Annotated in this window: 19 protein-coding genes; 14 read left to right on the plus strand and 5 right to left on the minus strand. The window is 60.6% G+C overall.

Going from position 1 to position 23,177, the window contains the following annotated elements; translation table 11 throughout:
* From PKE98_RS03720 to PKE98_RS03735, 4 genes are all read left to right on the plus strand, one after another.
* Window positions 1-2,490 (plus strand): circularly permuted type 2 ATP-grasp protein, encoded by a 2,490-nt coding sequence (locus PKE98_RS03720; RefSeq protein ID WP_271193911.1) that lies wholly within the window; start codon window positions 1-3, stop codon window positions 2,488-2,490.
* Window positions 2,490-3,377 (plus strand): transglutaminase family protein, encoded by an 888-nt coding sequence (locus tag PKE98_RS03725; RefSeq protein WP_271193912.1) that lies wholly within the window; start codon window positions 2,490-2,492, stop codon window positions 3,375-3,377. Before PKE98_RS03720 ends, PKE98_RS03725 begins: the two co-directional genes overlap by 1 nt.
* Before the next feature lie 227 nt (window positions 3,378-3,604).
* Window positions 3,605-4,846 carry a parallel beta-helix domain-containing protein gene (locus PKE98_RS03730; RefSeq protein WP_271193913.1) on the plus strand — a complete coding sequence of 414 codons (1,242 nt, stop codon included), beginning with the start codon at window positions 3,605-3,607 and terminating at the stop codon, window positions 4,844-4,846.
* On the plus strand, window positions 4,843-5,958 hold the full coding sequence (locus PKE98_RS03735; RefSeq protein WP_271193914.1) for an SO2930 family diheme c-type cytochrome: 1,116 nt from the start codon (window positions 4,843-4,845) through the stop codon (window positions 5,956-5,958). The genes PKE98_RS03730 and PKE98_RS03735 overlap by 4 nt, the downstream gene beginning before the upstream one ends.
* A 76-nt stretch (window positions 5,959-6,034) precedes the next feature.
* On the opposite strand, the gene PKE98_RS03740 is transcribed toward PKE98_RS03735, so the two are convergent.
* Both PKE98_RS03740 and PKE98_RS03745 read right to left on the minus strand, forming a co-directional pair.
* The gene (locus PKE98_RS03740) at window positions 6,035-6,205 is read right to left on the minus strand and encodes a hypothetical protein (RefSeq protein WP_271193915.1); all 171 of its coding nucleotides are present in this window, start codon (window positions 6,203-6,205) and stop codon (window positions 6,035-6,037) included.
* A 189-nt stretch (window positions 6,206-6,394) separates the two neighbouring features.
* Complete coding sequence (locus PKE98_RS03745) at window positions 6,395-6,973, minus strand: cytokinin riboside 5'-monophosphate phosphoribohydrolase (RefSeq protein WP_271193916.1); 579 nt, start codon at window positions 6,971-6,973, stop codon at window positions 6,395-6,397.
* 402 nt (window positions 6,974-7,375) lie between these two features.
* Between PKE98_RS03745 and azu the strand changes: the two genes are divergently transcribed.
* Window positions 7,376-7,825, plus strand: a complete 450-nt coding sequence (gene azu, locus PKE98_RS03750; RefSeq protein WP_271193917.1) for an azurin — start codon at window positions 7,376-7,378, stop codon at window positions 7,823-7,825.
* A gap of 173 nt (window positions 7,826-7,998) precedes the next feature.
* On the opposite strand, the gene PKE98_RS03755 is transcribed toward azu, so the two are convergent.
* Window positions 7,999-9,018: a 2-oxoadipate dioxygenase/decarboxylase family protein gene (locus PKE98_RS03755; RefSeq protein ID WP_271193918.1), complete on the minus strand. Its 1,020-nt coding sequence runs from the start codon at window positions 9,016-9,018 to the stop codon at window positions 7,999-8,001.
* 105 nt (window positions 9,019-9,123) lie between these two features.
* On the minus strand, window positions 9,124-10,011 hold the full coding sequence (locus PKE98_RS03760; protein WP_271193919.1) for a LysR family transcriptional regulator: 888 nt from the start codon (window positions 10,009-10,011) through the stop codon (window positions 9,124-9,126).
* Window positions 10,012-10,149: 138 nt separating this feature from the next.
* On the opposite strand from PKE98_RS03760, the gene amaB reads away from it, so the two are divergent.
* The 9 genes from amaB to lhpI all read left to right on the plus strand — a co-directional run bounded on the left by amaB (window position 10,150) and on the right by lhpI (window position 19,974).
* On the plus strand, window positions 10,150-11,640 hold the full coding sequence (amaB, locus tag PKE98_RS03765; protein WP_309298740.1) for an L-piperidine-6-carboxylate dehydrogenase: 1,491 nt from the start codon (window positions 10,150-10,152) through the stop codon (window positions 11,638-11,640).
* 174 nt (window positions 11,641-11,814) lie between these two features.
* Window positions 11,815-13,098, plus strand: a complete 1,284-nt coding sequence (gene amaA, locus PKE98_RS03770) for an L-pipecolate oxidase (protein WP_271193920.1) — start codon at window positions 11,815-11,817, stop codon at window positions 13,096-13,098.
* Window positions 13,099-13,175: 77 nt separating this feature from the next.
* Window positions 13,176-13,655: a hypothetical protein gene (locus PKE98_RS03775; RefSeq protein ID WP_271193955.1), complete on the plus strand. Its 480-nt coding sequence runs from the start codon at window positions 13,176-13,178 to the stop codon at window positions 13,653-13,655.
* The gene (locus PKE98_RS03780) at window positions 13,633-14,757 is read left to right on the plus strand and encodes a branched-chain amino acid ABC transporter substrate-binding protein (protein ID WP_271193921.1); all 1,125 of its coding nucleotides are present in this window, start codon (window positions 13,633-13,635) and stop codon (window positions 14,755-14,757) included. The genes PKE98_RS03775 and PKE98_RS03780 overlap by 23 nt, the downstream gene beginning before the upstream one ends.
* A gap of 337 nt (window positions 14,758-15,094) precedes the next feature.
* Entirely contained in the window at window positions 15,095-16,009 is a 915-nt protein-coding gene (locus tag PKE98_RS03785; protein ID WP_271193922.1) for an ABC transporter permease subunit, read from the plus strand.
* A 3-nt stretch (window positions 16,010-16,012) separates the two neighbouring features.
* Window positions 16,013-17,293 carry a high-affinity branched-chain amino acid ABC transporter permease LivM gene (gene livM / locus PKE98_RS03790; RefSeq protein WP_271193923.1) on the plus strand — a complete coding sequence of 427 codons (1,281 nt, stop codon included), beginning with the start codon at window positions 16,013-16,015 and terminating at the stop codon, window positions 17,291-17,293.
* 32 nt (window positions 17,294-17,325) lie between these two features.
* Window positions 17,326-18,165 carry an ABC transporter ATP-binding protein gene (locus PKE98_RS03795; protein WP_271193954.1) on the plus strand — a complete coding sequence of 280 codons (840 nt, stop codon included), beginning with the start codon at window positions 17,326-17,328 and terminating at the stop codon, window positions 18,163-18,165.
* Window positions 18,162-18,878 carry an ABC transporter ATP-binding protein gene (locus PKE98_RS03800; RefSeq protein ID WP_271193924.1) on the plus strand — a complete coding sequence of 239 codons (717 nt, stop codon included), beginning with the start codon at window positions 18,162-18,164 and terminating at the stop codon, window positions 18,876-18,878. Before PKE98_RS03795 ends, PKE98_RS03800 begins: the two co-directional genes overlap by 4 nt.
* A gap of 157 nt (window positions 18,879-19,035) precedes the next feature.
* Window positions 19,036-19,974 carry a bifunctional Delta(1)-pyrroline-2-carboxylate/Delta(1)-piperideine-2-carboxylate reductase gene (gene lhpI, locus PKE98_RS03805; RefSeq protein ID WP_271193925.1) on the plus strand — a complete coding sequence of 313 codons (939 nt, stop codon included), beginning with the start codon at window positions 19,036-19,038 and terminating at the stop codon, window positions 19,972-19,974.
* A gap of 1,674 nt (window positions 19,975-21,648) precedes the next feature.
* Here lhpI and PKE98_RS03810 read toward each other — a convergent pair.
* The gene (locus PKE98_RS03810) at window positions 21,649-22,557 is read right to left on the minus strand and encodes a glycerophosphodiester phosphodiesterase family protein (protein ID WP_271193926.1); all 909 of its coding nucleotides are present in this window, start codon (window positions 22,555-22,557) and stop codon (window positions 21,649-21,651) included.
* Window positions 22,558-23,177: the final 620 nt, after the last annotated feature.

Here is a 23,177-nt window from a genome sequence, read left to right on the forward strand (position 1 = left end):
ATGCCTGACCTGCTAGACCTGTACCGGCGCACACCGGCTACCTACCACGAGATGCTCGACGGCGAGGGAAACCTGCGCGCCCATTGGCGCCGCCTGTTCGATCAACTGCAGCGCAGCAGCGTGTTGCAGTTGGCGCAGCGCCAGGCCTTGCTGACCCGGCAGATTCAGGAAAACGGCGTTACCTACAATGTTTACGCCGACCCCAAGGGCGCCGACCGCCCCTGGGAGCTGGACCTCTTGCCCAACCTGCTGGCCGCTGATGAGTGGCAGCAGATTGCCGCCGGCATTGCCCAGCGCGCCCGGTTGCTCAATACCGTGCTGGGAGATTTGTATGGCCCGCAAACGCTGATTGCCGGCGGCCTTCTGCCGGCCGAGCTGATCTTTGGCCACAACAACTTTCTCTGGCCCTGCCAGGGCGTCGAACCCCCTGATGGCACCTACCTGCATGTGTATGCGGTGGACCTGGCGCGCACGCCCGATGGCCGCTGGTGGGTCACCGCCGACCGTACCCAGGCCCCGTCCGGTGCCGGGTATGCGCTGGAAAATCGGCAGATCGTGTCGCGCGCCTTCCCCGAGCTGTACCGCGATTTGCAGATTCAGCACCTCAACGCATTTTTCCGCACGCTGCAGGAAACCCTCGCACGCCAGGCGCCTACCGACGGTGAAGTGCCGCTGGTGGTACTGCTTACGCCCGGGCGTTTCAACGAAAGTTATTTCGAGCATTTGTACCTGGCGCGCCAGCTCGGTTATCCGCTGGTCGAAGGCGGCGACCTCACGGTGCGCGATGCCACCGTGTACCTGAAAACCCTGAGCGGCCTGCGCCGTGTGCACGCCATCATGCGCCGGCTGGACGACGACTTTTGCGACCCGTTGGAGCTGCGCACCGACTCGGCCCTCGGCGTGCCGGGGCTGCTCGAAGCCGTTCGCCAGGGCCGTGTATTGGTGGCCAATGCGTTGGGCAGCGGTGTGCTGGAGTCGCCTGGCCTGCTGGGCTTTCTGCCAAAGATCAACGAGCACCTGTTTGGCGAAGAACTGCTGCTGCCCTCGATTGCCACCTGGTGGTGCGGCGAGGAACCGGTACTGGCTCAGGCGTTGGAAAAGCTGCCGGAGTTGCTGATCAAACCGGCATTTCCCTCGCAAAGTTTTACCCCGGTATTTGGCCGGGATTTGAGCGAAACGCAGCGCGAGGCGTTGGCCAAACGCATTCGCAAACGTCCTTACGCGTATGTGGCTCAGGAGCTGGCGCAGCTGTCGCAGGCGCCGGTGTGGCAGCCGGAAAACGGTCAGCTGCAACCGCGCGCCATCGGCATGCGCGTGTATGCGGTGGCCGATGGCGAGGGCGGTTATCGCATTCTGCCGGGCGGGCTGACCCGCGTGGCCACCGAGGCCGACGCCGAAGTGGTGTCGATGCAACGCGGCGGTGCCAGCAAGGACACCTGGGTGCTGGGCGAACCGGCGCAAGGCGGCGAAACCCGGCCCAACCCGAAGAACCTCGGCGGCCTGGGCCTGGTGCGCCGCGACCCCTATTTGCCGTCGCGCATTGTGGAAAACCTGTTCTGGTTCGGTCGCTACTGCGAACGCTGCGACGACAGCGCGCGGCTGCTGCGTATCATGCTGGCGCGCTATGTCGAGGGCGATGACCCGCTGGCGTTGCAAGCGGCGGTGGAGCTGGCTGAAAGCCTCAAGCTGCTGCCCGAAGCCGGCGACTTGCATGACCGCTTGCTGGTGGCGCTGATGGGCCCGGATTGGCCGGCCAGCCTGCGGGCCAATCTGCTGCGCTTGCAGTGGGCCGCCTCGCAAGTGCGCGGCAAACTTTCGCGGGAAAACTGGCAGGCGCTGGTGCAGTTGCAGCACGACGCGCAGATTCTCGACACCGAAGAACCCGACTTTGGCGAGCTCCTGGATTTTCTCAACCGCCTGGTGATGTCCTTGGCGGCGCTGTCCGGGTTTGCCCTGGACGATATGACCCGCGATGAAGGCTGGCGCTTTCTGATGGTGGGCCGGCAGATCGAGCGCCTACAATTTCTGGCCAGCAGCCTGGCCGAATTTCTCCACGGCGTGGCGGTGTTCGATCAGGTGGGGCTGGAGTGGCTGCTGGAACTGGGCAACAGCAGTATCACCTACCGTTCACGTTATATGGCGGTGCCGCAGCTGATTCCGGTGCTCGACCTGTTGCTGCTCGACGAGCAGAACCCCCACGCGGTGCTCTTCCAATTGCGCCTGGCGGTGCGTTCGCTCAGTCGCCTGAACGAAGACTTTGCCGCGCCGCGGGAAGTGGGCTTGTCGATTCTGGCCGAGCGTCTGGCGGCATTCGATTTGGGCAGCCTGGAAAACCAGCTGTTTGGCGTCACCAGCCTGCGCGCCGTGCTCGATGGGTTGGTGGTGTTGCTCAAGCAGGTTTCCGAAGCCGCAGGCCACGCCTCCGATCGTTTGGCCCTGCGCCATTTCGCCCATGTGGACGATGTGAGCAAACAGACGGTGTCGGTGTAATGAGCGTGCGCTATCAGATTCTTCACGACACCCATTACCGCTACGACAGCCCGGTGTCGCTGGCTCAGCAACTGGCGCATTTGTGGCCGCGCCCAAGCCCCTGGCAAATCTGCCTCAAGCAGGAACTGGAGATCAGCCCCGAGCCCACCAGCCGCCGTGATGAGCAGGATGTGTTCGGCAACCCCATCACCCGTCTGGCTTTCGAACGGCCCCACGACGAACTGAAGGTCAATGCCCGCCTGGTGGTGGAACTGCGTGAGCAACCGGTGCTGGACTTTCACCAGTCCCCGGCCTGGGACCACACCCGCAGCGTGCTCACTTACAACGGCAAACCCAAGCCGGACCCGGTGCTGGACGCCTGCCGCTTCTGCTTCGAGTCGCCGTACGTGCGGCTGAAAAAAGCCTTCTCCGACTATGCCGACAGCTGCTTTCCCCCCAGCCGCCCGCTGTTGCTCGGTGTGCAGGCGTTGATGGAAAAGATCTTCCGCGAATTCACCTTCGACGCCGACGCCACGCAAGTGGCGACGCCGCTGGTGGAGGTGCTGGAGCGTCGCCGGGGCGTGTGCCAGGACTTCGCCCACCTGATGCTCGCCTGCCTGCGCTCGCGCGGGTTGGCGGCGCGCTATGTCAGCGGCTACCTGCTTACCCAGCCACCGCCCGGGCAGCCACGTCTGATCGGCGCCGACGCCTCCCATGCATGGGTGTCGGTGTACTGCCCCAAACTGGGCTGGGTGGACTTTGACCCCACCAACAACCTGCGCCCGGCGCTGGAGCACATCAGCCTGGCCCGCGGCCGCGATTTTTCCGATGTGTCGCCGCTTCGTGGCGTCATTCTGGGTGGCGGCAGCCATGACCCGGATGTGCAGGTCACTGTAATTCCCCTCTGATTTCCCCGGTCCCACGGACCACGTCGTCATTCCCGCGTAGGCGGGAATCCAGAATCTGGCATGAACCGGTAAACCTGGATTCCCGCCTGCGCGGGAATGACGGAGTCTGATTCATAAATAGAGCCGTTCCAAAAACCACGCAGGGCTTGGTTTTTGTTTTATGTGGAACTATAGTGCCAACTCTGTAAGAAACAAAAACTCATAAAAAAAACCGAGCGGAGCCCGCCATGCGTATCGCCACCTTGTCCGTGTTAGCCGTATCCGTGTTGCTTGCCGCCTGCGGCGAGCCGGAGAAACCGGCGGTCACCCACGTCGATTTCCAAAAAGAATTGCAAGCCAAGCTGATCAAAGCCAAGGCCGGGGATGTCATCGAAATTCCAGCCGGCACCTATCAGCTCGACCGTAGCCTGAGCCTCAAAGCCAGCGGCGTGACCATCAAGGGCGCCGGCATGGACAAGACCGTGCTCAGCTTCAAAGGCCAGAAAAGCGGCGCCGAAGGCCTGCTGGTGGATGCCTCGGACTTCACCATCGAAGACCTGGCCTTTGAGGACACCAAAGGCGATTCGCTGAAAGTGGTGGGCGGCAAAAACATCATCATCCGCCGCGTGCGCACCGAATGGACCAATGGCCCGGCCACCGAAAACGGTGCTTATGGCATCTACCCGGTACAGACCGAAAACGTCCTGATCGATGGCGCCTTGGCCATCGGCGCCTCGGATGCCGGCATCTATGTTGGCCAGTCGCGCAACGTGGTGGTACGCAATAGCCGCGCGGAGAAAAACGTTGCCGGCATCGAGATCGAAAACACCATCGGCGCCGATGTGTACGACAACGTGGCCACCGGCAACACCGGCGGCATCCTGGTGTTCAACATGCCGAACCTGCAGCAGGCGGGCCGCGCCACCCGCGTGTACCACAACCAGGTGCAGGGCAATAACCTGGGCAACTTCGGCCACAAAGGCACGCCGGTGGCCAGCGTCCCGGCAGGCTCGGGTGTGGTGATCAACTCCAACGACCAGGTGGAAATTTTCGACAACGATATCGGCGAACATAAAACCGCCAACCTGATCGTCAGCAGCTACTTCAGCACCGGATACACCAACCTCTCCACCGCCGAAGGCTTCGACCCCTACCCGGAAAGCATCTACATCTACGGCAACCGATTTGGCCCAGGCGGCGACAGCCCGGACAACCTCGAACTCAAGGCCCTGCGCATCAGCCAGTACGGCCTGAGCGGGCGCCTGCCGGACATTCTCTGGGACGGCTACGTCAACGTCGACAAGCTCAAGGACGGCAAGCTGCCGGCCGACCTGGCGATCTGCGTGGATAACGGCAGCGCCGGGATGATCAACGTCGACGCCCCCAATGGTTACAAGAACATCAGCACCGACATGAGCAGCCACAAGTGCAGCCTGCCGAAACTGCCGGCCATCGAACTGGCCTCAGCCAAAGCGGGGCAGGGTGCATGAAACGATGGGGTGTGTTGGTGGGCGCGCTGCTGCTGGCGGCGTGCTCCAAGCAGTCGGCACCGTTGTACTTGCCCGAGGGTGAGAACTACCCGCAAACCTTGAGTGAGTGGGGCATGTTGAAACTCGGCGGCGGGCATTTGCAGCCCGTTGCCGAGGTGACGCCGTACGACCTCAATACGCCGCTGTTCACCGACTACGCGCACAAGATGCGCACCGTTTGGATGCCGGCGGGCGAGGCTGCCAACTACGGTGAAGAGCATTTCGACTTCCCCGTCGGCACCGTGCTGAGCAAAACCTTTTACTACCCCAGGGATGAAAAAGGCCAATTACGCCTGAACAGCCAGGACGACCGCGATGCCAACACTGGCCTGGCGCTGGACCGCGTGCACCTGGTGGAAACCCGCATTCTGCTCAAGCAGAAAAGCGGCTGGGTGGCGCTGCCTTACGTGTGGGATGAAAAACAACAGGAAGCCCACCTGGAACTGGCCGGCGACAGCCAGAGCCTGAGCCTCTTGGACGACCAAGGCAAAGCCCTGGCCGTGAATTACGAAGTACCCGATGCCAATCAGTGCGCTGGCTGCCACGAAGAGAGCCACGGCCAGGGCATCAACCCGTTGGGGCCCAAGGCGCGGCATTTGAACAAAGACCTGGTGTACAGCGAGGGCAGCGCCAACCAACTGCAGCATTGGCAACAAAAAGGCTTGCTCAAGGGGTTGCCGGCAGAACTGGCTGGCGTGCCGCAGAACGCCTTGTGGGGCCACCCACGGCCGGGCGAAAGCCTGGAGATGCAGGCGCGCAGTTATCTGGACGCCAACTGCGCGCACTGCCACAACCCAAAAGGGCCGGCGCGTACGTCCGGGCTGATGCTCAACCTGGCCACGGCAACCGGCATTCACAGTGGGCTGTGCAAACAGCCGGTGGCGGCGGGGAAGGGGTCGGGGGATCGGTTGGTGGATATTCACCCGGGCAAGCCGGATGAGTCAGTGCTGATCTACCGCGTCGAAAGCACCGATCCGAGTGTGATGATGCCGGAGCTGGGGCGCTCAGCGGTTCACCACGAAGGGGTGGACGTGTTGACGCGGTGGATTGCCAGTCTGGATGGCGGCTGCTGACCGTAGGGTGTGCTCCGCGCACCGTGGTGGTCGCAGAGGGACCGCCTGGTGCGCATAGCACACCCTACCAAGGCGGTTACTCGCTGGGTTTGTCGTCGGTGGCCTGAGCATCTGCCGGCGATTCACCTTCTGCCTGCTCGCCATGCTCTTGCTCATGAGCCAGCTTGCGCAGGCGTTTCTCTTCTTTCTTCTGTTCCTTGGCTAAATCGCGCTGCTGTTTGGCGAAGGCGTAGTTGGGTTTGGCCATGGTGATCCTCTGCTGGATATCGGTGCGCACTGCCTTGATTAAAGCGCACCCACTCTTTTCGCGCTGGTATTTCGGGCGCAGCCGGTAATGAGGGGGTAGCCGATGTAGGGCGAATATCCGCGCAGCGGATATCCGCCGTGCTCACAGGGATGGCGATGTATCGGCGGATACGCCGTTGGCGTATTCGCCCTACCGGTCGACCCATTTGGGCGCGGCTGTGGGTTTCCACTCGGCCATGGCGGCAATCAGGTCACTGGGTGATTCGTTGATCTGCAACATCGCCCTGTGCGGTGCGCGCACAAAGCGCTCTTGCACCAGGTGGTCGAGAAAGTCATTGAGCTTGGCATAGAAACCATTCACTTCCAGCAGGCCCAAGGGCTTGCTGTGGTAGCCGAGCTGGGCCCAGGTCCAGACTTCGAACAGCTCTTCCAGCGTGCCAAGGCCACCGGGGAGGGCGATAAAGCCGTCGCTGAGTTCAGCCATACGCGCTTTGCGCGCGTGCATGCCGTCGACCACTTCAAGCCGGGTCAGGCCGTTATGGCCAACCTCGGCGCTTTTCAGTGACTGCGGAATAATGCCAATCACCTCGCCGCCGGCGGCCAAAGCGGCGTCAGCGACAATGCCCATCAAACCAACCGCGCCACCGCCGTAGATCAGACGGATGCCTTGCTCGGCCAGGGTGCGCCCCAGGTTGATGGCGGCCTCACGGTACACCGGGTTGGCGCCGGGGCTGGCACCACAGAAGACGCAAAGCGAACGCAACGACATAGCTAACTCCACAGACAGAAACTACCGTTAGGGTACTGGCTGTAGGGGCGCTCACCAAGTATCAGCTGCCCGGCATTTCGTCCGCACAGCTGCCGCTGGCGCCGCACGCATAAGCGGCCAATAAGCTGCGCAACAGGTCATTAAAAATCATGGTCCGGCCCTCGTTGATTGAGAGGCCAGGCTACGCAGAACGTGCCGTTACGGCTGTTTGATTGTGTGCATGGGCGCCATAGCACTTTAGTCGTGCGGCTTTTTGCCTCGCGTTTGCTTGAACCTGAATGTGCTATCAACCGTCTGTGTAAACGCATGTCCCTTTTTTGTTGTCGCACCTGCCGTTCGGCGTCAGCGCCAAATTCGGCAGATTAACCGGGCCACGTGGCCCACCCTGCCAAGGAGTTCACCATGCTTCGCAAGCTCGTAGTTGCTTCTCTTCTCACCCTGGCCAGTGCCCAAGTGTTTGCCGCCGATTGCTCGGTGACCGTCGACTCCACCGACCAGATGAGCTTCGATACCAAAGAAGTGAAGATCAGCAAAAGCTGCAAGACCTTCACCGTCAACCTGACCCACAGCGGCAGCCTGCCGAAGAATGTCATGGGCCATAACTTTGTGATCGCCAAGACCGCCGACATGGCCGGCATTACCGGTGACGGCATGGGCGCTGGCATTGACGCCAACTACCTGAAAGCCGGCGACGACCGCGTAATTGCTCACACCAAAATCATTGGTGCTGGCGAGAAGGATTCGGTGAGCTTTGATGTGAGCAAGCTGAAGGCTGGTGACGATTACTCGTTCTTCTGCTCGTTCCCGGGCCATTCTTCGATGATGAAAGGCGCGGTTACTTTGGTCGACTGAGGACTCAAACCCCGCACCGTCGTCCCCGCGTAGGCGGGGACCCAGAATGTGTCGGCGAACACCTTCACCTTCAACACTCTGGATTCCCGCCTGCGCGGGAATGACGGTGGTCTTTTCGGGCTAGCGATTGCCCACGAATCGCCTGGTGCGCGCAGCACGCCCTACGAAAAGCACTATCGCGAGTCAGTCATCTTGAAAATGCCCTGCGCATTCGAGCTGTCGAAATGCAGGTCCAACTCCCCTGTCTCCTCATCCACTTCTCGCTGAATAAATTCCACGAACGAGCCTGGCACAGTGCGCTGCACTGTCTGGCCCTGGGCGTCGATAAAGTCGCGCTGCACCTGCACGGCTTTGTAGGCGGTTTGCATCACTCGGCGTGAGCTGGAGATTTCGATGCTGTCTTTCATGGGCCGGCCGATGGTGCGCTGGTGGTCGACCACTGCTTGCAGATCGCTTACCCGGTCGGTGAGGTGGTTGAAGCGGTTGCCCTCGGTGGCAATCCAGGCCATTTCCGCGCTTTCGCTGAGCAAGGTGTGGTAGTCGCTTTCCTGGACGCTGGCGTGCTGGCAGTCGAAGGCCTGGTGCAGCGCCGGCATCAGCTCCAGCGCGGCAGCCAGGGTGCAGTGACGGGTTTGCCGCAGGGTGCGCAGCGTGGCCTGGTGCGCCGCGGACAATGGATCGCGGCTGGTTTCACACACGCGGGTGACGGCCTGCTGAAAGCCTTCGCTGAAGCGCCCCGGGTGCAGCTCGGACACAAAGAACTGGGCGATATCCGCCGGCAGGTCCATTTGCCGGTAGGCATAGCCGGTCATCTTCAGTTTGGTCAGCGGATAAGTGCGCACATCGGTAAAGCCCAGCGGTTCCAGCAGGCGGGTAAAGGCATGGCGACCGCGCGGCAGCTCGCCGTTTTCCGGCCAGTCGACGGTGCGGATGGCGCCGTGGTCAAACACCACCTGGCGCCCATCCAGACGTTGTTCTTGCACATACAGGCGGCCATTGGGCACCGCTTCCACCAGCTTGTAAAACAGGCACAGGTTCAGCGCTTCGGCCAGCCAGGCGCGGTGCAGTTGGTGTTCGTTGTTGGCGAACGCGTTCAGGCCTTGGGGAATGGCGACATGGGCAAACACCCACTCGGCGGCGGCTTCACCGATGGCGGCAGTAACGAGTTGGAATAGATGAGCATCGCGGGTCATGACACAAACTCTGAACTGTATGCGAGCCGTTATCAGACCTTTCTGCGCTGCGCCGTACAAGCGAAAAAAACTGCCAGGTTCATTCCATAAATTCCTGTTGGCGGTTTATTCGATCTGCTCGTGAATCCAGCGCACAAAGTCGCGCACCTTCGGCACTTCGGCGGCGTGTTCGGCATAGGCCAGGTAGTAGGCGCTGTTGCTGGTCAGGCTGTGCTGCCAGGGAATCACCAGTTTGCCTTCGGCCAGTTCCTCCTCCACCAGAAAACGCGGCAACAAGGCCACGCCGCAACCCACCTGGGCGGCGCGAATGCACATGTAAAAACTGTCGAAACGCGGCCCGTGGTAGCTATGCTCCGTGTGCCGATCCTGGCTGTGGAACCACTCATGCCAGGCCTCGGGGCGGGTGGCGTTCTGCAGCAGTACCAGGCCAGTGAGCTCGGTGGGGTCGGTAAAGGGTTGCGCAGGCATCACGCTCGGCGCGCAGACCGGCACCATTTCTTCGCCGAACAGGCGGATGCATTCGGCGCCGGGGCGCGCACTCTGGCCGAAGTAGAACGACACGTCGCTGCGGCCCTGGGCCAGCTCGTCCGGCTCCACTTCGTTGGACACATCCAGGTGGATATTCGGGTGCCGCAAGCGCCAGCCCTTCAAACGCGGCACCAGCCAGCGAGCGCCGAAGGTGGGCAGGGTGGCCACACGCAGCACTTCGGTTTCGCCGCCATACGAGCGCAGGTAGTGGGTGGACATCTCCACCTGGGTAAGAATCTTGCGCACCTCGGCCAGGTACAGCGAACCCGCTGGGGTGAGCTGCAAACTGCGTCGCACTCGGCGAAACAGCAGGTGCTGCACCACCTCCTCAAGCTGCGCCACCTGCTTGCTGACCGCACTCTGGGTCAGCGCCAATTCTTCACTGGCACGGGTAAAACTCAGGTGACGGGCCACTGCTTCAAAGCATTGCAGGGCGGTGAGCGAGGGCATATGGCGCTTGAGCATGGCGATTCGCAGGCGTTGGACGGTTTGGCATTACTAAACGGAATGATGTGTGGAGTAAAGGTCGTTTGTTGGCGGGCCGCCGGCCAGCTATTACTGCTGCCATTGAATTCACCCCGTTCTGTCAAAGGTGCTGAACACATGGTTGCTGCATTGCTGAATAAACTGGGCGTTGCCCCATCGAGTTATCAACAGGGCGCCCACGGCGTTTTCTCTCCCATTGATGGCAGCCAGATTGGCTCGGTGCAGTTGCAAGACGCCGCTTCGGTGCAGGCCCAGATCGGCAAGGCCGAAACCGCTTTTCAAGCCTGGCGCCAGGTGCCGGCACCGCGTCGCGGTGAGTTGATCCGCCTGTTCGGCGAAGCGCTGCGCGCCAACAAGGCCGAGCTGGGCGAGCTGGTGTCGTGGGAAGCCGGCAAGATCACCCAGGAAGGCCTGGGTGAAGTGCAGGAAATGATCGATATCTGCGACTTCGCCGTTGGCCTCTCGCGCCAGCTCTACGGCCTGACCATCGCCTCCGAGCGCCCCGGCCACCATATGCGTGAAACCTGGCACCCGCTGGGCGTGGTCGGCGTGATCAGCGCCTTCAACTTCCCGGTGGCGGTGTGGGCGTGGAACACCACGCTGGCGCTGGTGTGCGGCAACTCCGTGGTGTGGAAGCCGTCTGAGAAAACCCCGCTGACCGCGCTGGCCTGCCAGGCCTTGTTCGAAAGCGTGGCCAAGCAGTTCAGCGATGCCCCGGCCAATTTGAGCCAAGTGATTATCGGCGCCCGCGAAGCCGGCGAAGCGCTGGTGCAGGACAGCCGCGTGGCGTTGGTGAGCGCCACCGGCAGTACCCGCATGGGCCGCGAAGTGGCGCCGGTGGTAGCGGCGCGTTTCGCCCGTTCCATTCTGGAGCTGGGCGGTAACAACGCCATGATTCTGGCCCCCAGCGCCGACCTCGATCTGGCCGTGCGCGGCATTTTGTTCAGTGCCATCGGCACCGCCGGCCAGCGCTGCACCACATTGCGCCGGCTGATTGCCCACGAATCGGTCAAAGACGAGATCGTCAGCCGCCTGAAAACCGCTTACGCCAAAGTGCGCATTGGTCATCCGCTGGAAGGCAACCTGGTCGGCCCGCTGATCGACAAGCAAGGCTTTGACGGCATGCAGGCGGCGCTGTGCCAGGCCGAACAGGAAGGCGGCACTGTGTTCGGTGGCACGCGCCAACTCGAAGATAAGTTCCCCAACGCCTACTACGTCGCGCCGGCCATCGTCGAGATGCCCGAGCAAAGCGCCGTGGTGCGCCATGAAACCTTCGCGCCCATCCTCTATGTGCTCGGTTACAGCGACTTTGCCGATGCCCTCAAGCTTAACAACGACGTGCCGCAGGGCTTGTCGTCCTGCATCTTCACCACCGATGTGCGTGAGGCAGAGATGTTTATGTCGGCGGTGGGCAGCGACTGCGGCATTGCCAACGTAAACATCGGCCCGAGCGGTGCCGAAATTGGCGGCGCCTTTGGCGGCGAGAAGGAAACCGGGGGCGGCCGTGAGTCGGGCTCGGATGCGTGGCGCGCGTATATGCGTCGGCAGACCAATACCGTCAATTACTCGCGCGAGTTGCCGCTCGCTCAGGGCATCACCTTCGATTGATGCCGTAGGAGCCAGGGGGCGGCCATCCGATTGCTGGCGAATGCCGCGACGCGTTGTAGATCGCTTCGCGAGCAAGCTCGCTCCTACGGCGGGCGTGCTTTTTTGTAGGAGCCAGCTTGCTGGCGAATGGGGTGCTGCGCAGTTGCTTGGGTTTCCTTCGCGTGGGGTCTGGTTATGCCGTTGAAGCAATCGTGTTTGTGGGAAGAGCTAACGCCGCAGCGGCCGAAGGCCGAGGCGTTGGCGGGTGATCTAAAGGTTGATGTCTGTGTTATCGGCGCCGGCTTCACCGGCTTATCCACAGCCCTGCATTTGCTGGAGCAGGGCAAGCGTGTGGCGATTGTTGAGGCCCATGAAACCGGCCACGGTGGCTCCGGGCGCAATGTCGGGCTGGTGAATGCCGGCATGTGGATTGCCCCGGACGACGTCGAAGCCGGGCTTGGCCAGGCGGTCGGCAGCAAGCTGGTGGCCGAGATGGGCAATGCGCCCTCCTTGGTGTTTTCGCTTATCGACCGCTACGAAATCGACTGCCAGGCCAAGCGCCACGGCACTTTGCACATGGCCCACAACGCCAGCGGCACGGCCGACCTGCAAAGCCGCTGCGCCCAATGGGTGCGCCGTGGTGCGCCAGTGGAAATGATTACTGGCGCCGCCTGCCATGCCGCCACCGGCACCAAGCGTATCGATGCCGCCTTGCTTGATCGCCGCGCCGGCACGCTCAACCCCATGGCGTATGTCAGCGGGTTGGCCAAGGCGGTGGTGGGGCTGGGTGGTTTGCTTTATCACCACTCGCCCGTCAGCCGGCTGGAGCGTCAGGGCACCGATTGGCTGGTGGCAACGCCTATGGGCGTGGTCACGGCAGAGAAGGTGGTGCTGGCCTCCAATGCCTATACCGAAGGCGAATGGACTGAGTTGCGGCGTAACTTTTTCCCCGGCAGCTATTACCAGGTGGCCTCCGTGCCGCTAAGTGGTGAAGCCGCCGAGGCCATTTTGCCGGGCGGTGAAGGCTCGTGGGACACCCGTCAGGTGCTCAGCAGCATTCGTCGTGATGCCGAAGGGCGTCTGTTACTGGGCAGCCTGGGGAGTGCGGCGAACAAACCGCTGTGGGCCGTGCGGGCCTGGGCTGATCGCATTCAGCAGTTCTACTTTCCGCAGTTGGGCAAGGTGCAATGGCAAAGCACCTGGACTGGCACCATCGCCTTTACCCCCGACCACCTGATGCGCCTGTTCGAGCCGGCGCCGGGGCTGGTGGCTGTTACCGGTTACAACGGCCGGGGCGTCACCACCGGCACCGCCGTGGGGCGTGCGTTTGCCAACTACCTGCTCACCGGCTCGCGCGAGGCATTGCCGATGCCGTTCCAGCCCATGGACGGCATCAGCGCGCCGGGGCTGCGCAGCGGGCTGTATGAGTTGGGGTTCTCGCTGTACCACGCCGGGCAGTGCCTACGTGTCGTGATCTAAACGCCGATGTCGCGTGGATGTAGGGCGAATATCCGCGCAGCGGATATCCGCCGTTCTATCCAATGTGCGCGCCCAAAGTGCGCGCGATTCAAGCCCGTGAATCGGCGGATATCGCCCGCGGCGATATTCGCCCTACGCCGCCGCACCATCGGTTTGCACCCAACCAGTACAGCTATGGGCTCTTTTTCGTCGTAAATGCGACCCCCTTCGCGCAATCCTCAATCCCTGCACTAGCCTGTATTGGTGCGCGTGCCAGTGATTTGCGCACCAGCGGTGTGCACTTCGGTGACAAGTACAGTTACGACGAGTTGCTCCGATTGGGGTGGCTGGTTGCTATTGCCCGATCGTTAGGTTGCTCTTTATTTTCGCAAAAGGTTGCACCTTGTGATTTTGTTGGGTTGCACCTCTGCGAAGTAGGGCCTTTCCAAACCGTCTGTAGGTTCATTGGAAGTTTTTTTGGCGGTTTAAAAATGTGTGGCACGCCGCTTGCTCAACCATCTGCGCCTTCACATAACCCCTCAGGAGCAAAACTCCATGCCTCACAAGAAAACTTTTAAGAAAGGTATTCTGGCGTTCGCGGTTGCCAGTGCTATGAGCATGACTTCCGTAGCCTTTGCCGACGTGGTTATCGGCGTAGCCGGCCCAATGACCGGTGGTAACGCTGCTTTTGGTGAGCAGCTGTGGAAAGGCGCCGAGCAAGCCGCGGCGGATATCAACGCTGCCGGTGGTATCAACGGTGAGCAAATCAAACTGGTCAAAGGCGACGACGCCTGCGAGCCGAAACAGGCCGTAGCCGTTGCCAACCGTCTGGTTGACTCGGACAAGGCAGTCGCCGTAATCGGCCACTTCTGCTCCTCGTCCACCATTCCCGCTTCCGAGGTGTATGACGAAGCCGGCATCATTTCCATTACCCCAGCGTCCACCAACCCGACTGTTACCGAGCGCGGCCTGTCTGGCGAGTTCCGTATCTGCGGTCGTGACGACCAGCAAGGCGTGGTGGCCGGCGACTACATCGTCGACAAACTGAAGCTGAGCAAAGTCGCGATCATTCACGACAAAGACACCTACGGCCAAGGCCTGGCAGACGCCACCAAAGCCCAGCTCAACAAGCGCGGTGTGAAGGAAGTGCTGTACGAAGGCCTGACCCGTGGCGAGAAAGACTTCAACGCCCTGGTCACCAAAATCCGTTCCGCCGGTGCTGAAGTGGTCTACTTCGGTGGCCTGCACGCTGAAGCCGGTCCTCTGGTTCGTCAGCTGCGCGAACAAGGCTCGACTGCTCTGTTCATCTCCGGTGACGGCATCGTGACCGACGAGCTGGTAACCACTGCCGGTGGTGCGCAATACACCAAAGGCGTGCTGATGACCTTCGGCGCCGACCCACGCAACATCGCTGACGGCAAGCCAGTCATCGAGAAATTCCGCGCCAATGGCTATGAGCCAGAAGGCTACACCCTGTACTCCTACGCTGCCCTGCAAGCAGTCGCTGCCGCCTTCACCGGCATCAAAGGCACCGACGGCGCCAAAGCCAGCGCGTGGCTGAAAGCCAACCCGGTCAAAACCGTAATGGGCTCCAAAGAGTGGGACAAGAAAGGCGACCTGAAAGTCTCCGACTACGTGATGTACGAGTGGGATGACAAAGGTAAATACCACCAGCAGTAATCCGTGGTCTGTGTGGCTGATTCGAGCATTCAATTTCGGCGCCAGGCATCGCCATACTGGGTTGCCGCTCCTTGCCGTAGCGGTGCTACGACGCGTCGCGGCGCCTTGTTTGGCAATGCCTGGCACTCGAACTTGAACGCACGAATCAGCCGTACAGACCACCGCTCGGCTAACCGCCCATGTACTTACCAGTACCTGGGCGATTAGTGCTTCTGGGACTGCTGGTTGTAAAAGCTGCGTTACCCTCGGGTAACGTTTGGCTCAGCAGTACCCGTCTATCACTAGAGGCGGCAGGCCGAACCCCAAGGCACTGACCCCAACAGACGAGACTGCGTCAATGGACGGTATTTTCCTGCAACAACTGATCAACGGGTTGACCCTGGGATCGGTCTACGGGCTGATTGCCATCGGTTACACCATGGTTTACGGCATCATCGGCATGATCAACTTCGCCCACGGCGACGTGTATATGGTCTCTGCCTACCTCACGGCCATCGGCCTCGCGGTACTGACCTTTTTCGGTCTCGAATCGTTTCCGTTCCTGATCCTCGGCACGCTGATCTTCACCATTGTGGTGACGGGTGTGTACGGCTGGACCATTGAACGTATCGCCTACAAGCCACTGCGTAATTCCACGCGGTTGGCCCCGCTGATTTCCGCCATCGGCATGTCGCTGATCCTGCAGAACTATGTGCAGGTTTCCCAAGGCGCGCGTCAGCAAGGCGTACCCACCCTATTGGAAGGGGTGATCAAGTTTCATGTGGGCACCGGCTACGTACAGCTGACCTACACCAAGCTGTTCATCATCATCGTGTCGCTGGTGGGCATGGGTGTACTTACCTACATCATCCAGAACACCAAGCTCGGCCGTATGTGCCGCGCCACGCAGCAAGACCGCAAGATGGCGTCGATTCTGGGCATCAACACCGACCGCGTGATCTCCTACGTGTTTGTCATCGGCGCCTGCATGGCCGCCCTGGCCGGCATGCTGATCACCATGAACTACGGCACCTTCGACTTCTATGCCGGCTTCATCATCGGCATCAAAGCCTTCACCGCGGCCGTGCTCGGCGGCATTGGTTCGCTGCCTGGCGCCATGCTCGGCGGGCTGATTCTCGGCGTGGCCGAAGCGCAGTTTGCAGGTTTGGTGAACTCGGACTTCAAGGACGTGTTCTCGTTCTCGCTGCTGGTATTGATCCTGATTTTTCGACCGCAAGGGCTCATGGGCAAACCCCATGTGGCGAAGGTGTAAGCCATGTCGGCAAGCAACTCTATTGATATCAAGCGCTGCCTGATCGACACCGTTCTCGCTGGCCTAATCTCCCTGATCGTCTTCGGCCCCATCGTCGGCATCGTGCTGCAGGGCTACAGCTTCGATCTTCACCCGCAGCGCCTGGCCATTCTGGTGGGCATTGTGATGGCCGGGCGTTTCTGCCTGAGCCTTTTCCTGCAAACTGCCTACGGGCGCAAACTTGCCCACTCCATGCAAAGCAAAGACAGCGGCGTGCACGTGCTGCCGGCCGGCCACAAGTCGGCCCTGCGCTTCGTGATTCCGGTGCTGATTCTGCTGGCGGTCTGCTTTCCGTTCTTTGCCAACAAATACCTGCTGTCGGTGGTCATTCTCGGCCTGATCTACGTGTTGCTGGGCCTGGGCCTGAACATCGTGGTCGGCTTGGCGGGGCTGCTTGATCTGGGCTTTGTCGGTTTCTACGCCATCGGCGCCTACGGCCTGGGCCTGGGCTTTGAATACCTGGGGCTGGGCTTCTGGGCGATGATTCCCCTGGCGATGATTCTGGCGGCGTTTGCCGGGGCATTACTGGGCTTTCCGGTGCTCAGGATGCACGGCGACTACCTGGCCATCGTGACCCTGGGTTTTGGCGAAATCATTCGCCTGGTGCTCAACAACTGGGTGTCGCTCACCAATGGCCCCAATGGCATTCCCATTCCCGGCCCGACCCTGTTCGGTCTGGAATTCGGCCGCCGCGCCAAGGAAGAAGGGCATATCCCGATTCACGAATGGCTGGGCGTGAGCTACAACCCCAACGCCGAACTGATCTTCACCTTTGTGGTGTTGTTCATCGTGGTAATGGCCGTGCTCTATGTAAAACACCGCCTGACCCACATGCCCGTCGGGCGTGCCTGGGAAGCGCTGCGTGAAGACGAAATCGCCTGCCGCGCCATGGGCCTGAACCATGTGCTGGTCAAACTCTCGGCCTTTATGATCGGTGCCTCCATCGCTGGCCTGGCAGGTGTGTTCTTCGCCACCAAGCAGGGCTTTATCGACCCGTCATCGTTCACCTTCTTCGAGTCCGCGCTGATTCTCGCAATCATTGTGCTCGGCGGCCTGGGGTCGACCCTGGGTGTGGTGATCGCCGCCTTCGTACTCACCGTGGCACCAGAGCTGCTGCGCAGCTTCGCCGAGTACCGGGTATTGATGTTCGGCATTCTTATGGTGCTGATGATGATCTGGCGTCCGCGCGGGCTGGTGCGTATCAGCCGCAACGGTTACGCCATTCGCAAAGGAGTGAAGCCGTGAGCAACGACGTCATTCTCTCGGTTGAGCATCTGATGATGCAGTTCGGCGGCATCAAGGCCCTGAACGATGTGAGCTTCAATATTCAACGCGGCACCATTTCGGCGCTGATCGGCCCTAACGGTGCCGGCAAGACCACGGTGTTCAACTGCCTCACCGGTTTCTACAAAGCCACCGATGGCGATATCACCCTGGACGCCCAGGCCAAGCTCACCAGCGTGGGCAAGATCATGGGCGAACCCTTCCAGGTCACCGACTTCGTGTCACCGCCCAAGTTCTTCAGCCGCCTGTTCTACAAGATGTTTGGCGGCACCCACCTGGTTAACCGCGCGGGCCTGGCCCGTACCTTCCAGAACATTCGCCTGTTCAAGGAAATGTCGGTGGTGGAAAACCTGCTGGTGGCTCAACACATGTGGGTCAACCGCAGCATGCTCGCCGGCATTCTCAATCTGCCCGGCTACCGCCGTGCTGAAGAGAAAGCCCTGGATACTGCCTTCTACTGGCTGGAAGTGGTCGATCTGGTGGACTGCGCCAACCGCTTGGCCGGTGAGCTTTCCTATGGTCAGCAACGCCGCCTGGAAATCGCCCGGGCCATGTGCACGCGCCCGGAAATCGTCTGCCTCGACGAGCCCGCCGCCGGCCTCAACCCTGCCGAAACCGAAGCCCTGAGCGGCATCATTCGGCGCCTGCGCGAAGAGCACAAGATCACCGTTCTATTGATCGAACACGACATGGGCATGGTTATGAGCATTTCCGATCACATTATCGTGCTCGACCACGGCGCGCTGATCGCCGAGGGCAATCCGGACGAAATCCGCAACAACCCGAAAGTGATTGCCGCCTACCTGGGCGCTGACGAAGAGGAAGTGGCATGAGCAAGCCGATCCTCGAATTCAAAGACGTCGACGTGTTTTACGGGCCGATCCAGGCCCTGAAAAAGGTCAACCTGCACATCAACGAAGGTGAAACGGTGAGCCTGATCGGCGCCAACGGCGCGGGTAAATCCACGCTGCTGATGTCCATCTTCGGCCAGCCGCGTGCCGGTGGCGGCAGCATCGTCTACAACGGCATCGACATCACCCAGAAGAGCTCGCACTTCGTTGCCTCCAACGGCATCGCCCAGTCGCCGGAAGGCCGTCGGGTGTTCCCCGACATGAGCGTGGAAGAGAACCTGCTGATGGGCACCATCCCCATTGGCGCCAAGCACGCGGACGAAGACATGCAGCGCATGTTCGAGCTGTTTCCGCGTTTGCTGGAGCGGCGTAACCAGCGGGCCATGACCATGTCCGGCGGCGAGCAGCAAATGCTCGCCATCGCCCGGGCGTTGATGAGCCGGCCCAAGCTGCTGTTGCTGGACGAGCCGAGCCTGGGGCTGGCGCCGATTGTGGTGAAACACATTTTCGCCACCCTCAAGGAGCTTGCTAAAACGGGTATGACCATCTTTCTGGTGGAGCAGAACGCCAACCACGCGTTGCGCCTGTCAGACCGTGGTTATGTGATGGTCAACGGCGAAATCCGCATGACCGGTACCGGCCAGGAACTGCTGGGTAACGAGGAAGTGCGTAACGCCTATCTGGGCGGGCACTGATCACGCGCCCCTGCGGGGGCGCGTCTTTGAATTTCGATACTGTCCTTATGCAGCGTCGCGTTCATCGCGGCTAAAGCCGCTCCTGCAACGCTTTGTAGGAGAGGCTTCAGCCTCGAGCTCTTAGCGCCCATGCGAGGGCAGCAGGAGCACGACCACCATGAACACCCTGCGCTTTTTCACCAACGCCGACGTCGCTCGCGCGCTGGACTACGCCCCCCTCATCGAAGCGTTACGCACTGGCCTTGCCGTTGCCTGCGAATCCCCCGTGCGCGGTTGCCACGACCTGCCCCACGACGCCAGCCTGCTGCATATGCCCGTGTGGCAGAAAGGCCAGGGCATCGGCGTCAAGCTCGTCACGGTATTCCCCCATAACAGCGCACGCCAACTGCCGTCGGTGGCGGCCGTTTTCACCTTGTTCGACGACGAAACCGGTCAGCCGCTGGCGCTGCTGGAAGCCTCGGAGATGACCGCGCGGCGCACCGCCTGCACTTCGGCCCTGGCGGCCGACTATCTGGTGCGCCACGACGCCGAGCGCTTGCTCATCGTTGGGGGCGGCACCTTGGCTGCGCACATGGTCCGAGCCCACTGTTGTGTGCGGCCGTATCGACAGATTGAGATCTGGGCCCGCAGCCCAGCCAAGCTCGCGCCCCTGTTGGCCCAGCTGCAGGCCGAGGGCTTCCCGGTCTGCGCGAGCAGCGACTTGCAAGAGAGCGTGCAGCAGGCCGACAGCATCACCTGCATTACGACTTCGCGCGAACCGCTGGTGCTGGGTGCCTGGCTGCAGCCAGGTACCCACCTGGACCTGGTCGGCGCCTTCCTGCCGAGCATGCGTGAAACCGACTCCGCGGCCGTAGGCCGTGCGCGAATCGTGGTTGATACCCGGGAAGGGGCGCTGCACGAGGCCGGCGATCTGCTGTTTGCCATCGCCGATGGGGTTATCAACCAGCAGGCCCTGACCACAGAGCTCAAAGATTTACTCAATGGCCACGGTCAGCGCGTCGATGAACAGGAAATTACCCTGTTCAAATCGGTTGGCTTCGCCCTCGAAGACCTGATCGCCGCGAGGGCCTTGCTGGCACAGCAGCCGACCAACTGAACTGTCCCCAAAAGCTGTGGGGCAATCTGTGGATAACGTGGGCACAGCTAGGAAGGAGCCGCCATTCACGGGCCCTGCGCAATTCTGTCGGTTTTTTGTACAGGGCCCGAATTGGCGTCGATTTCAGCGGTAAAACAACGCCTTAGCGCGTGTTGTCGGCCTGTAGAACGGCACGCGAGAGAAAACCTGCAAGTTGCCCCCAACAACTGTGGGTAGTGTTGTGGATAAGCGCGGGACGAATCGCGCAGCGCTAGTAAACACGCGGTTTGCAGCGCGTTGAGCATTAAACGAACAATCAGTGGAAACCCGCGCCAGCGGCATATCCGTGGCCGCTATACAAGGGTTTTCCACCGCCGTGTGGGTTTTCCCCAGGCACCGGTTTTTCCTGTGGATTTGTGCAGAAAAACCTTGTGTCGCCGCCGCGTATTTGCATACATCCAGGTGCTGTGGAAAAACTGTCCCCAAAACCTGTGGACAGTTCTGTGGGCAAAATGGGGAAAGGTGCTTTTGAGCCCGTAATACCTAGGCCTGGGGAAAACTGTAGGTTTTTTAACCAACTGTTTTTTTACCCGCAAAACAGCGATTTACCTGGCTTTCAGAGCTTATGTGTCGTAGCCCGGTGCAAAAAAACCAGGCCTGTGGATATATCCAGTGGTATTTTCCCGCCTGTGTATATCGGCGCAAAACAGTCCGCGAAAGCAAGGGTTTTGGCGGGCAGATCAAAGGTTTTTCACCGGCGCACCCTGCAACTGTCCCCAATTGCTGTGGGGCGTTCTGTGGATAACATGGGTAAAGGTAGTAAGGAGCCCCTATTTACACGGCCTGGCGACAACAGCACATTTTTTGATCAGGTCAGCTTTATTGCGTTAAAACAGTGAGTTATTCAGGTTAAGCAGACCCTGCCAGGCAGTTTGCCTAGTTGCCCCCAAAGTCTGTGGGAATAGTTGTGGATAAGGGCGGGAGTATTCTACGTGAGCTACGCAGCACTAAGTGTGTAGAGAATCGTACAAGAATTGATCAGCTGGGAGTAAATACGTTTGCCCGCACTTATGCACAGCTAGCGTCAATCTCTATTCGAAGTTTTTCAGTGCCTTAGCAGTCGATTTCTCTAGGGGCTTATAAGTTATCCAAAAGGTGCTGTGCATCAATCTGTGGATAAGGTGGGCATAAGCTGGGGGATGGTTAGCGCGAACTTTTCGCTCTCGGTGCAGAGGGCGCCGCATTGAGTCCGCCTTCACTGCGCAGGGCACGTCAATTGAGTGTGAGCCAAGGGATGTTCGCCAGCGGGGGACCTCGGTCGCCAGGAAGCAGGGCGGGCCAACTTGAACGCACGCGGTTGCCCCCAAACTCTGTGGGCAGAGTTGTGGATAACGCTTGGAGTACTACCCGGGAACCGCACCGGGCGCGGTCTGGCGCAATTCGTACAGCAATTGATCAATTGTCGGAAAACGTCTTTGAGGGCACTTATGCACAAGCGGCGTCAACTGTTATTCAAGCGTTTTCAGCGGGTTAGCGCGATAACGTGGGAGGCGGTTGATAAGTTATCCCAAAAGGTTGTGGACCAAGCTGTGGGTAAGGTCGGCATAACCTGTTGATGACCAGGCTTGAACCCACACTGGCGGGGCCTGGGAAAAACCGTACGTTTTCTGCCCAAAGCCGCGCCAGTCGCAGCAATCAGGGCTGATTGGCGCCTAAAACCGTGGGGCGCCCCAGCAATTGCAGGGCGCGGTCGGGGTAATCGGTGATCAGCCCTTGAGCGCCCATATCCAGCAGATGGCGCATGGCGGGTTGCTCGTTGATTGTCCACAGGTGCACGGCCAGGCCGCGTGCCTGGGCATCCTGAACAAGCGCGGCATCGACCTTCATGGCCCCTCGTTCCTCGGGAATGGCCAACACCTGATAGGACGGCGAAAGCAGCCGCTCAAGCCCCAGCCAATGCAATACCACCCACAACTTGGCGGAAGTTGGGCCCGCTCCGGTGGCCACCGCCGGGCAATGCTCGCGGAAGGCCTGCAAGCTGGGTTCGTGGAAACTGCTCACGACCACTCGCTGCAGCTGATTGGCTTCCTGGAGCATCTGGCACAGTTGCTCGGCGGCCAACGGATTGCTGTCTTTTAACTCCACCGATTTGGCGATACGCGGGTACTGCGCCAATACCTCGGCAAGCGCCGGGATACGGATGCCCTGGTTTCGATACGGATAACTTTCGCCACCGTCGGCCGTCCACTGATAGCCAGCGTCCAACTGCTGCAATTGCGCGAGCGTCTGTTGCGCCACTGCCCCTGAGCCATTGGTGGTACGGGCCACATCGGCGTCATGGATGACCGCCAACTGCCCATCCAGGGTACGGCGTATATCCATCTCCACCATATCCACATCGAGCGCGGCAGCGCGCTGAAATGCAAACAGCGTGTTCTCGGGCCATAGCCCCTTGCCGCCTCGGTGGGCGATCACCAGCGGTGCACTGCCCAGGCTGGTAAGGGCGATGGGCGCAGTCGCCGGCTTGCTGGTCAGCAACAGCACACCCAACGCGATGGCAAGCAACAACACAGGCGCCAACAGAAAACGAGCAACACGCAACATGGCAGCAATCCACAGCGAACAGTCGAGTACTGCGACTATGCCAAAGCTATGCCGACCAGAGGAGAAGTGTCGACGAATCTTGCGGACCAGTCTGCGTGTGTTGGTCAACTGCCAGAGTTGCCCCCAAACTCTGTGGGCAGAGCTGTGGATAACGGCGGGAAGGCTGGTCGAGAGCCCCGAGCAGCAGGGCCCGGCGCGATTCGTACAGCATTTGATCAATTGCGCCACTTGTTCCGGCAGCGCACCTACGCACAGCGGGTGTCAATCAACTTTCCAGCTTTTTCAATGGGTTAGCTGAGGCTCGTGTACGCCGCTGGACAAGTTATCCCACAGAGTTGTGGACGGAACTGTGGGTAAGGTAGGCATAAACTGTTGATTAGTAGCCGTGAACCTATCCTGGCGGGGCCCGTGGAAAACTGTACGTTTTGTACCCAGGGCTGCGCCGTTTTAGCGTTCAGCGCCTTTTGCACCTGAAACAGACGTCTGGCGAAGAGATTAAACGCTACCTAGCCCTTGCCAATGCGTAAGCGCTCCATAAACCCCACCTTCAAATGACCCAAGTACGACCTGATGCTGTGCTCCCGATTTTCTTTCTGGAGCCAGCCCATGATGCGCCCCGA

It is taken from the genome of Pseudomonas turukhanskensis, assembly GCF_027922365.1.
Lineage (GTDB): Bacteria > Pseudomonadota > Gammaproteobacteria > Pseudomonadales > Pseudomonadaceae > Aquipseudomonas > Aquipseudomonas turukhanskensis.

Bases quoted from the DNA above. Each gene is read 5' to 3' on its own strand.
- PKE98_RS03720 (WP_271193911.1), top strand. From the start codon at position 1: ATGCCTGACCTGCTAGACCTGTACCGGCGCACACCGGCTACCTACCAC.
- PKE98_RS03725 (WP_271193912.1), top strand. From the start codon at position 2,490: ATGAGCGTGCGCTATCAGATTCTTCACGACACCCATTACCGCTACGAC.
- PKE98_RS03730 (WP_271193913.1), top strand. From the start codon at position 3,605: ATGCGTATCGCCACCTTGTCCGTGTTAGCCGTATCCGTGTTGCTTGCC.
- PKE98_RS03735 (WP_271193914.1), top strand. From the start codon at position 4,843: ATGAAACGATGGGGTGTGTTGGTGGGCGCGCTGCTGCTGGCGGCGTGC.
- PKE98_RS03740 (WP_271193915.1), bottom strand. From the start codon at position 6,205: ATGGCCAAACCCAACTACGCCTTCGCCAAACAGCAGCGCGATTTAGCC.
- PKE98_RS03745 (WP_271193916.1), bottom strand. From the start codon at position 6,973: ATGTCGTTGCGTTCGCTTTGCGTCTTCTGTGGTGCCAGCCCCGGCGCC.
- azu (WP_271193917.1), top strand. From the start codon at position 7,376: ATGCTTCGCAAGCTCGTAGTTGCTTCTCTTCTCACCCTGGCCAGTGCC.
- PKE98_RS03755 (WP_271193918.1), bottom strand. From the start codon at position 9,018: ATGACCCGCGATGCTCATCTATTCCAACTCGTTACTGCCGCCATCGGT.
- PKE98_RS03760 (WP_271193919.1), bottom strand. From the start codon at position 10,011: ATGCTCAAGCGCCATATGCCCTCGCTCACCGCCCTGCAATGCTTTGAA.
- amaB (WP_309298740.1), top strand. From the start codon at position 10,150: ATGGTTGCTGCATTGCTGAATAAACTGGGCGTTGCCCCATCGAGTTAT.
- amaA (WP_271193920.1), top strand. From the start codon at position 11,815: ATGCCGTTGAAGCAATCGTGTTTGTGGGAAGAGCTAACGCCGCAGCGG.
- PKE98_RS03780 (WP_271193921.1), top strand. From the start codon at position 13,633: ATGCCTCACAAGAAAACTTTTAAGAAAGGTATTCTGGCGTTCGCGGTT.
- PKE98_RS03785 (WP_271193922.1), top strand. From the start codon at position 15,095: ATGGACGGTATTTTCCTGCAACAACTGATCAACGGGTTGACCCTGGGA.
- livM (WP_271193923.1), top strand. From the start codon at position 16,013: ATGTCGGCAAGCAACTCTATTGATATCAAGCGCTGCCTGATCGACACC.
- PKE98_RS03795 (WP_271193954.1), top strand. From the start codon at position 17,326: ATGATGCAGTTCGGCGGCATCAAGGCCCTGAACGATGTGAGCTTCAAT.
- PKE98_RS03800 (WP_271193924.1), top strand. From the start codon at position 18,162: ATGAGCAAGCCGATCCTCGAATTCAAAGACGTCGACGTGTTTTACGGG.
- lhpI (WP_271193925.1), top strand. From the start codon at position 19,036: ATGAACACCCTGCGCTTTTTCACCAACGCCGACGTCGCTCGCGCGCTG.
- PKE98_RS03810 (WP_271193926.1), bottom strand. From the start codon at position 22,557: ATGTTGCGTGTTGCTCGTTTTCTGTTGGCGCCTGTGTTGTTGCTTGCC.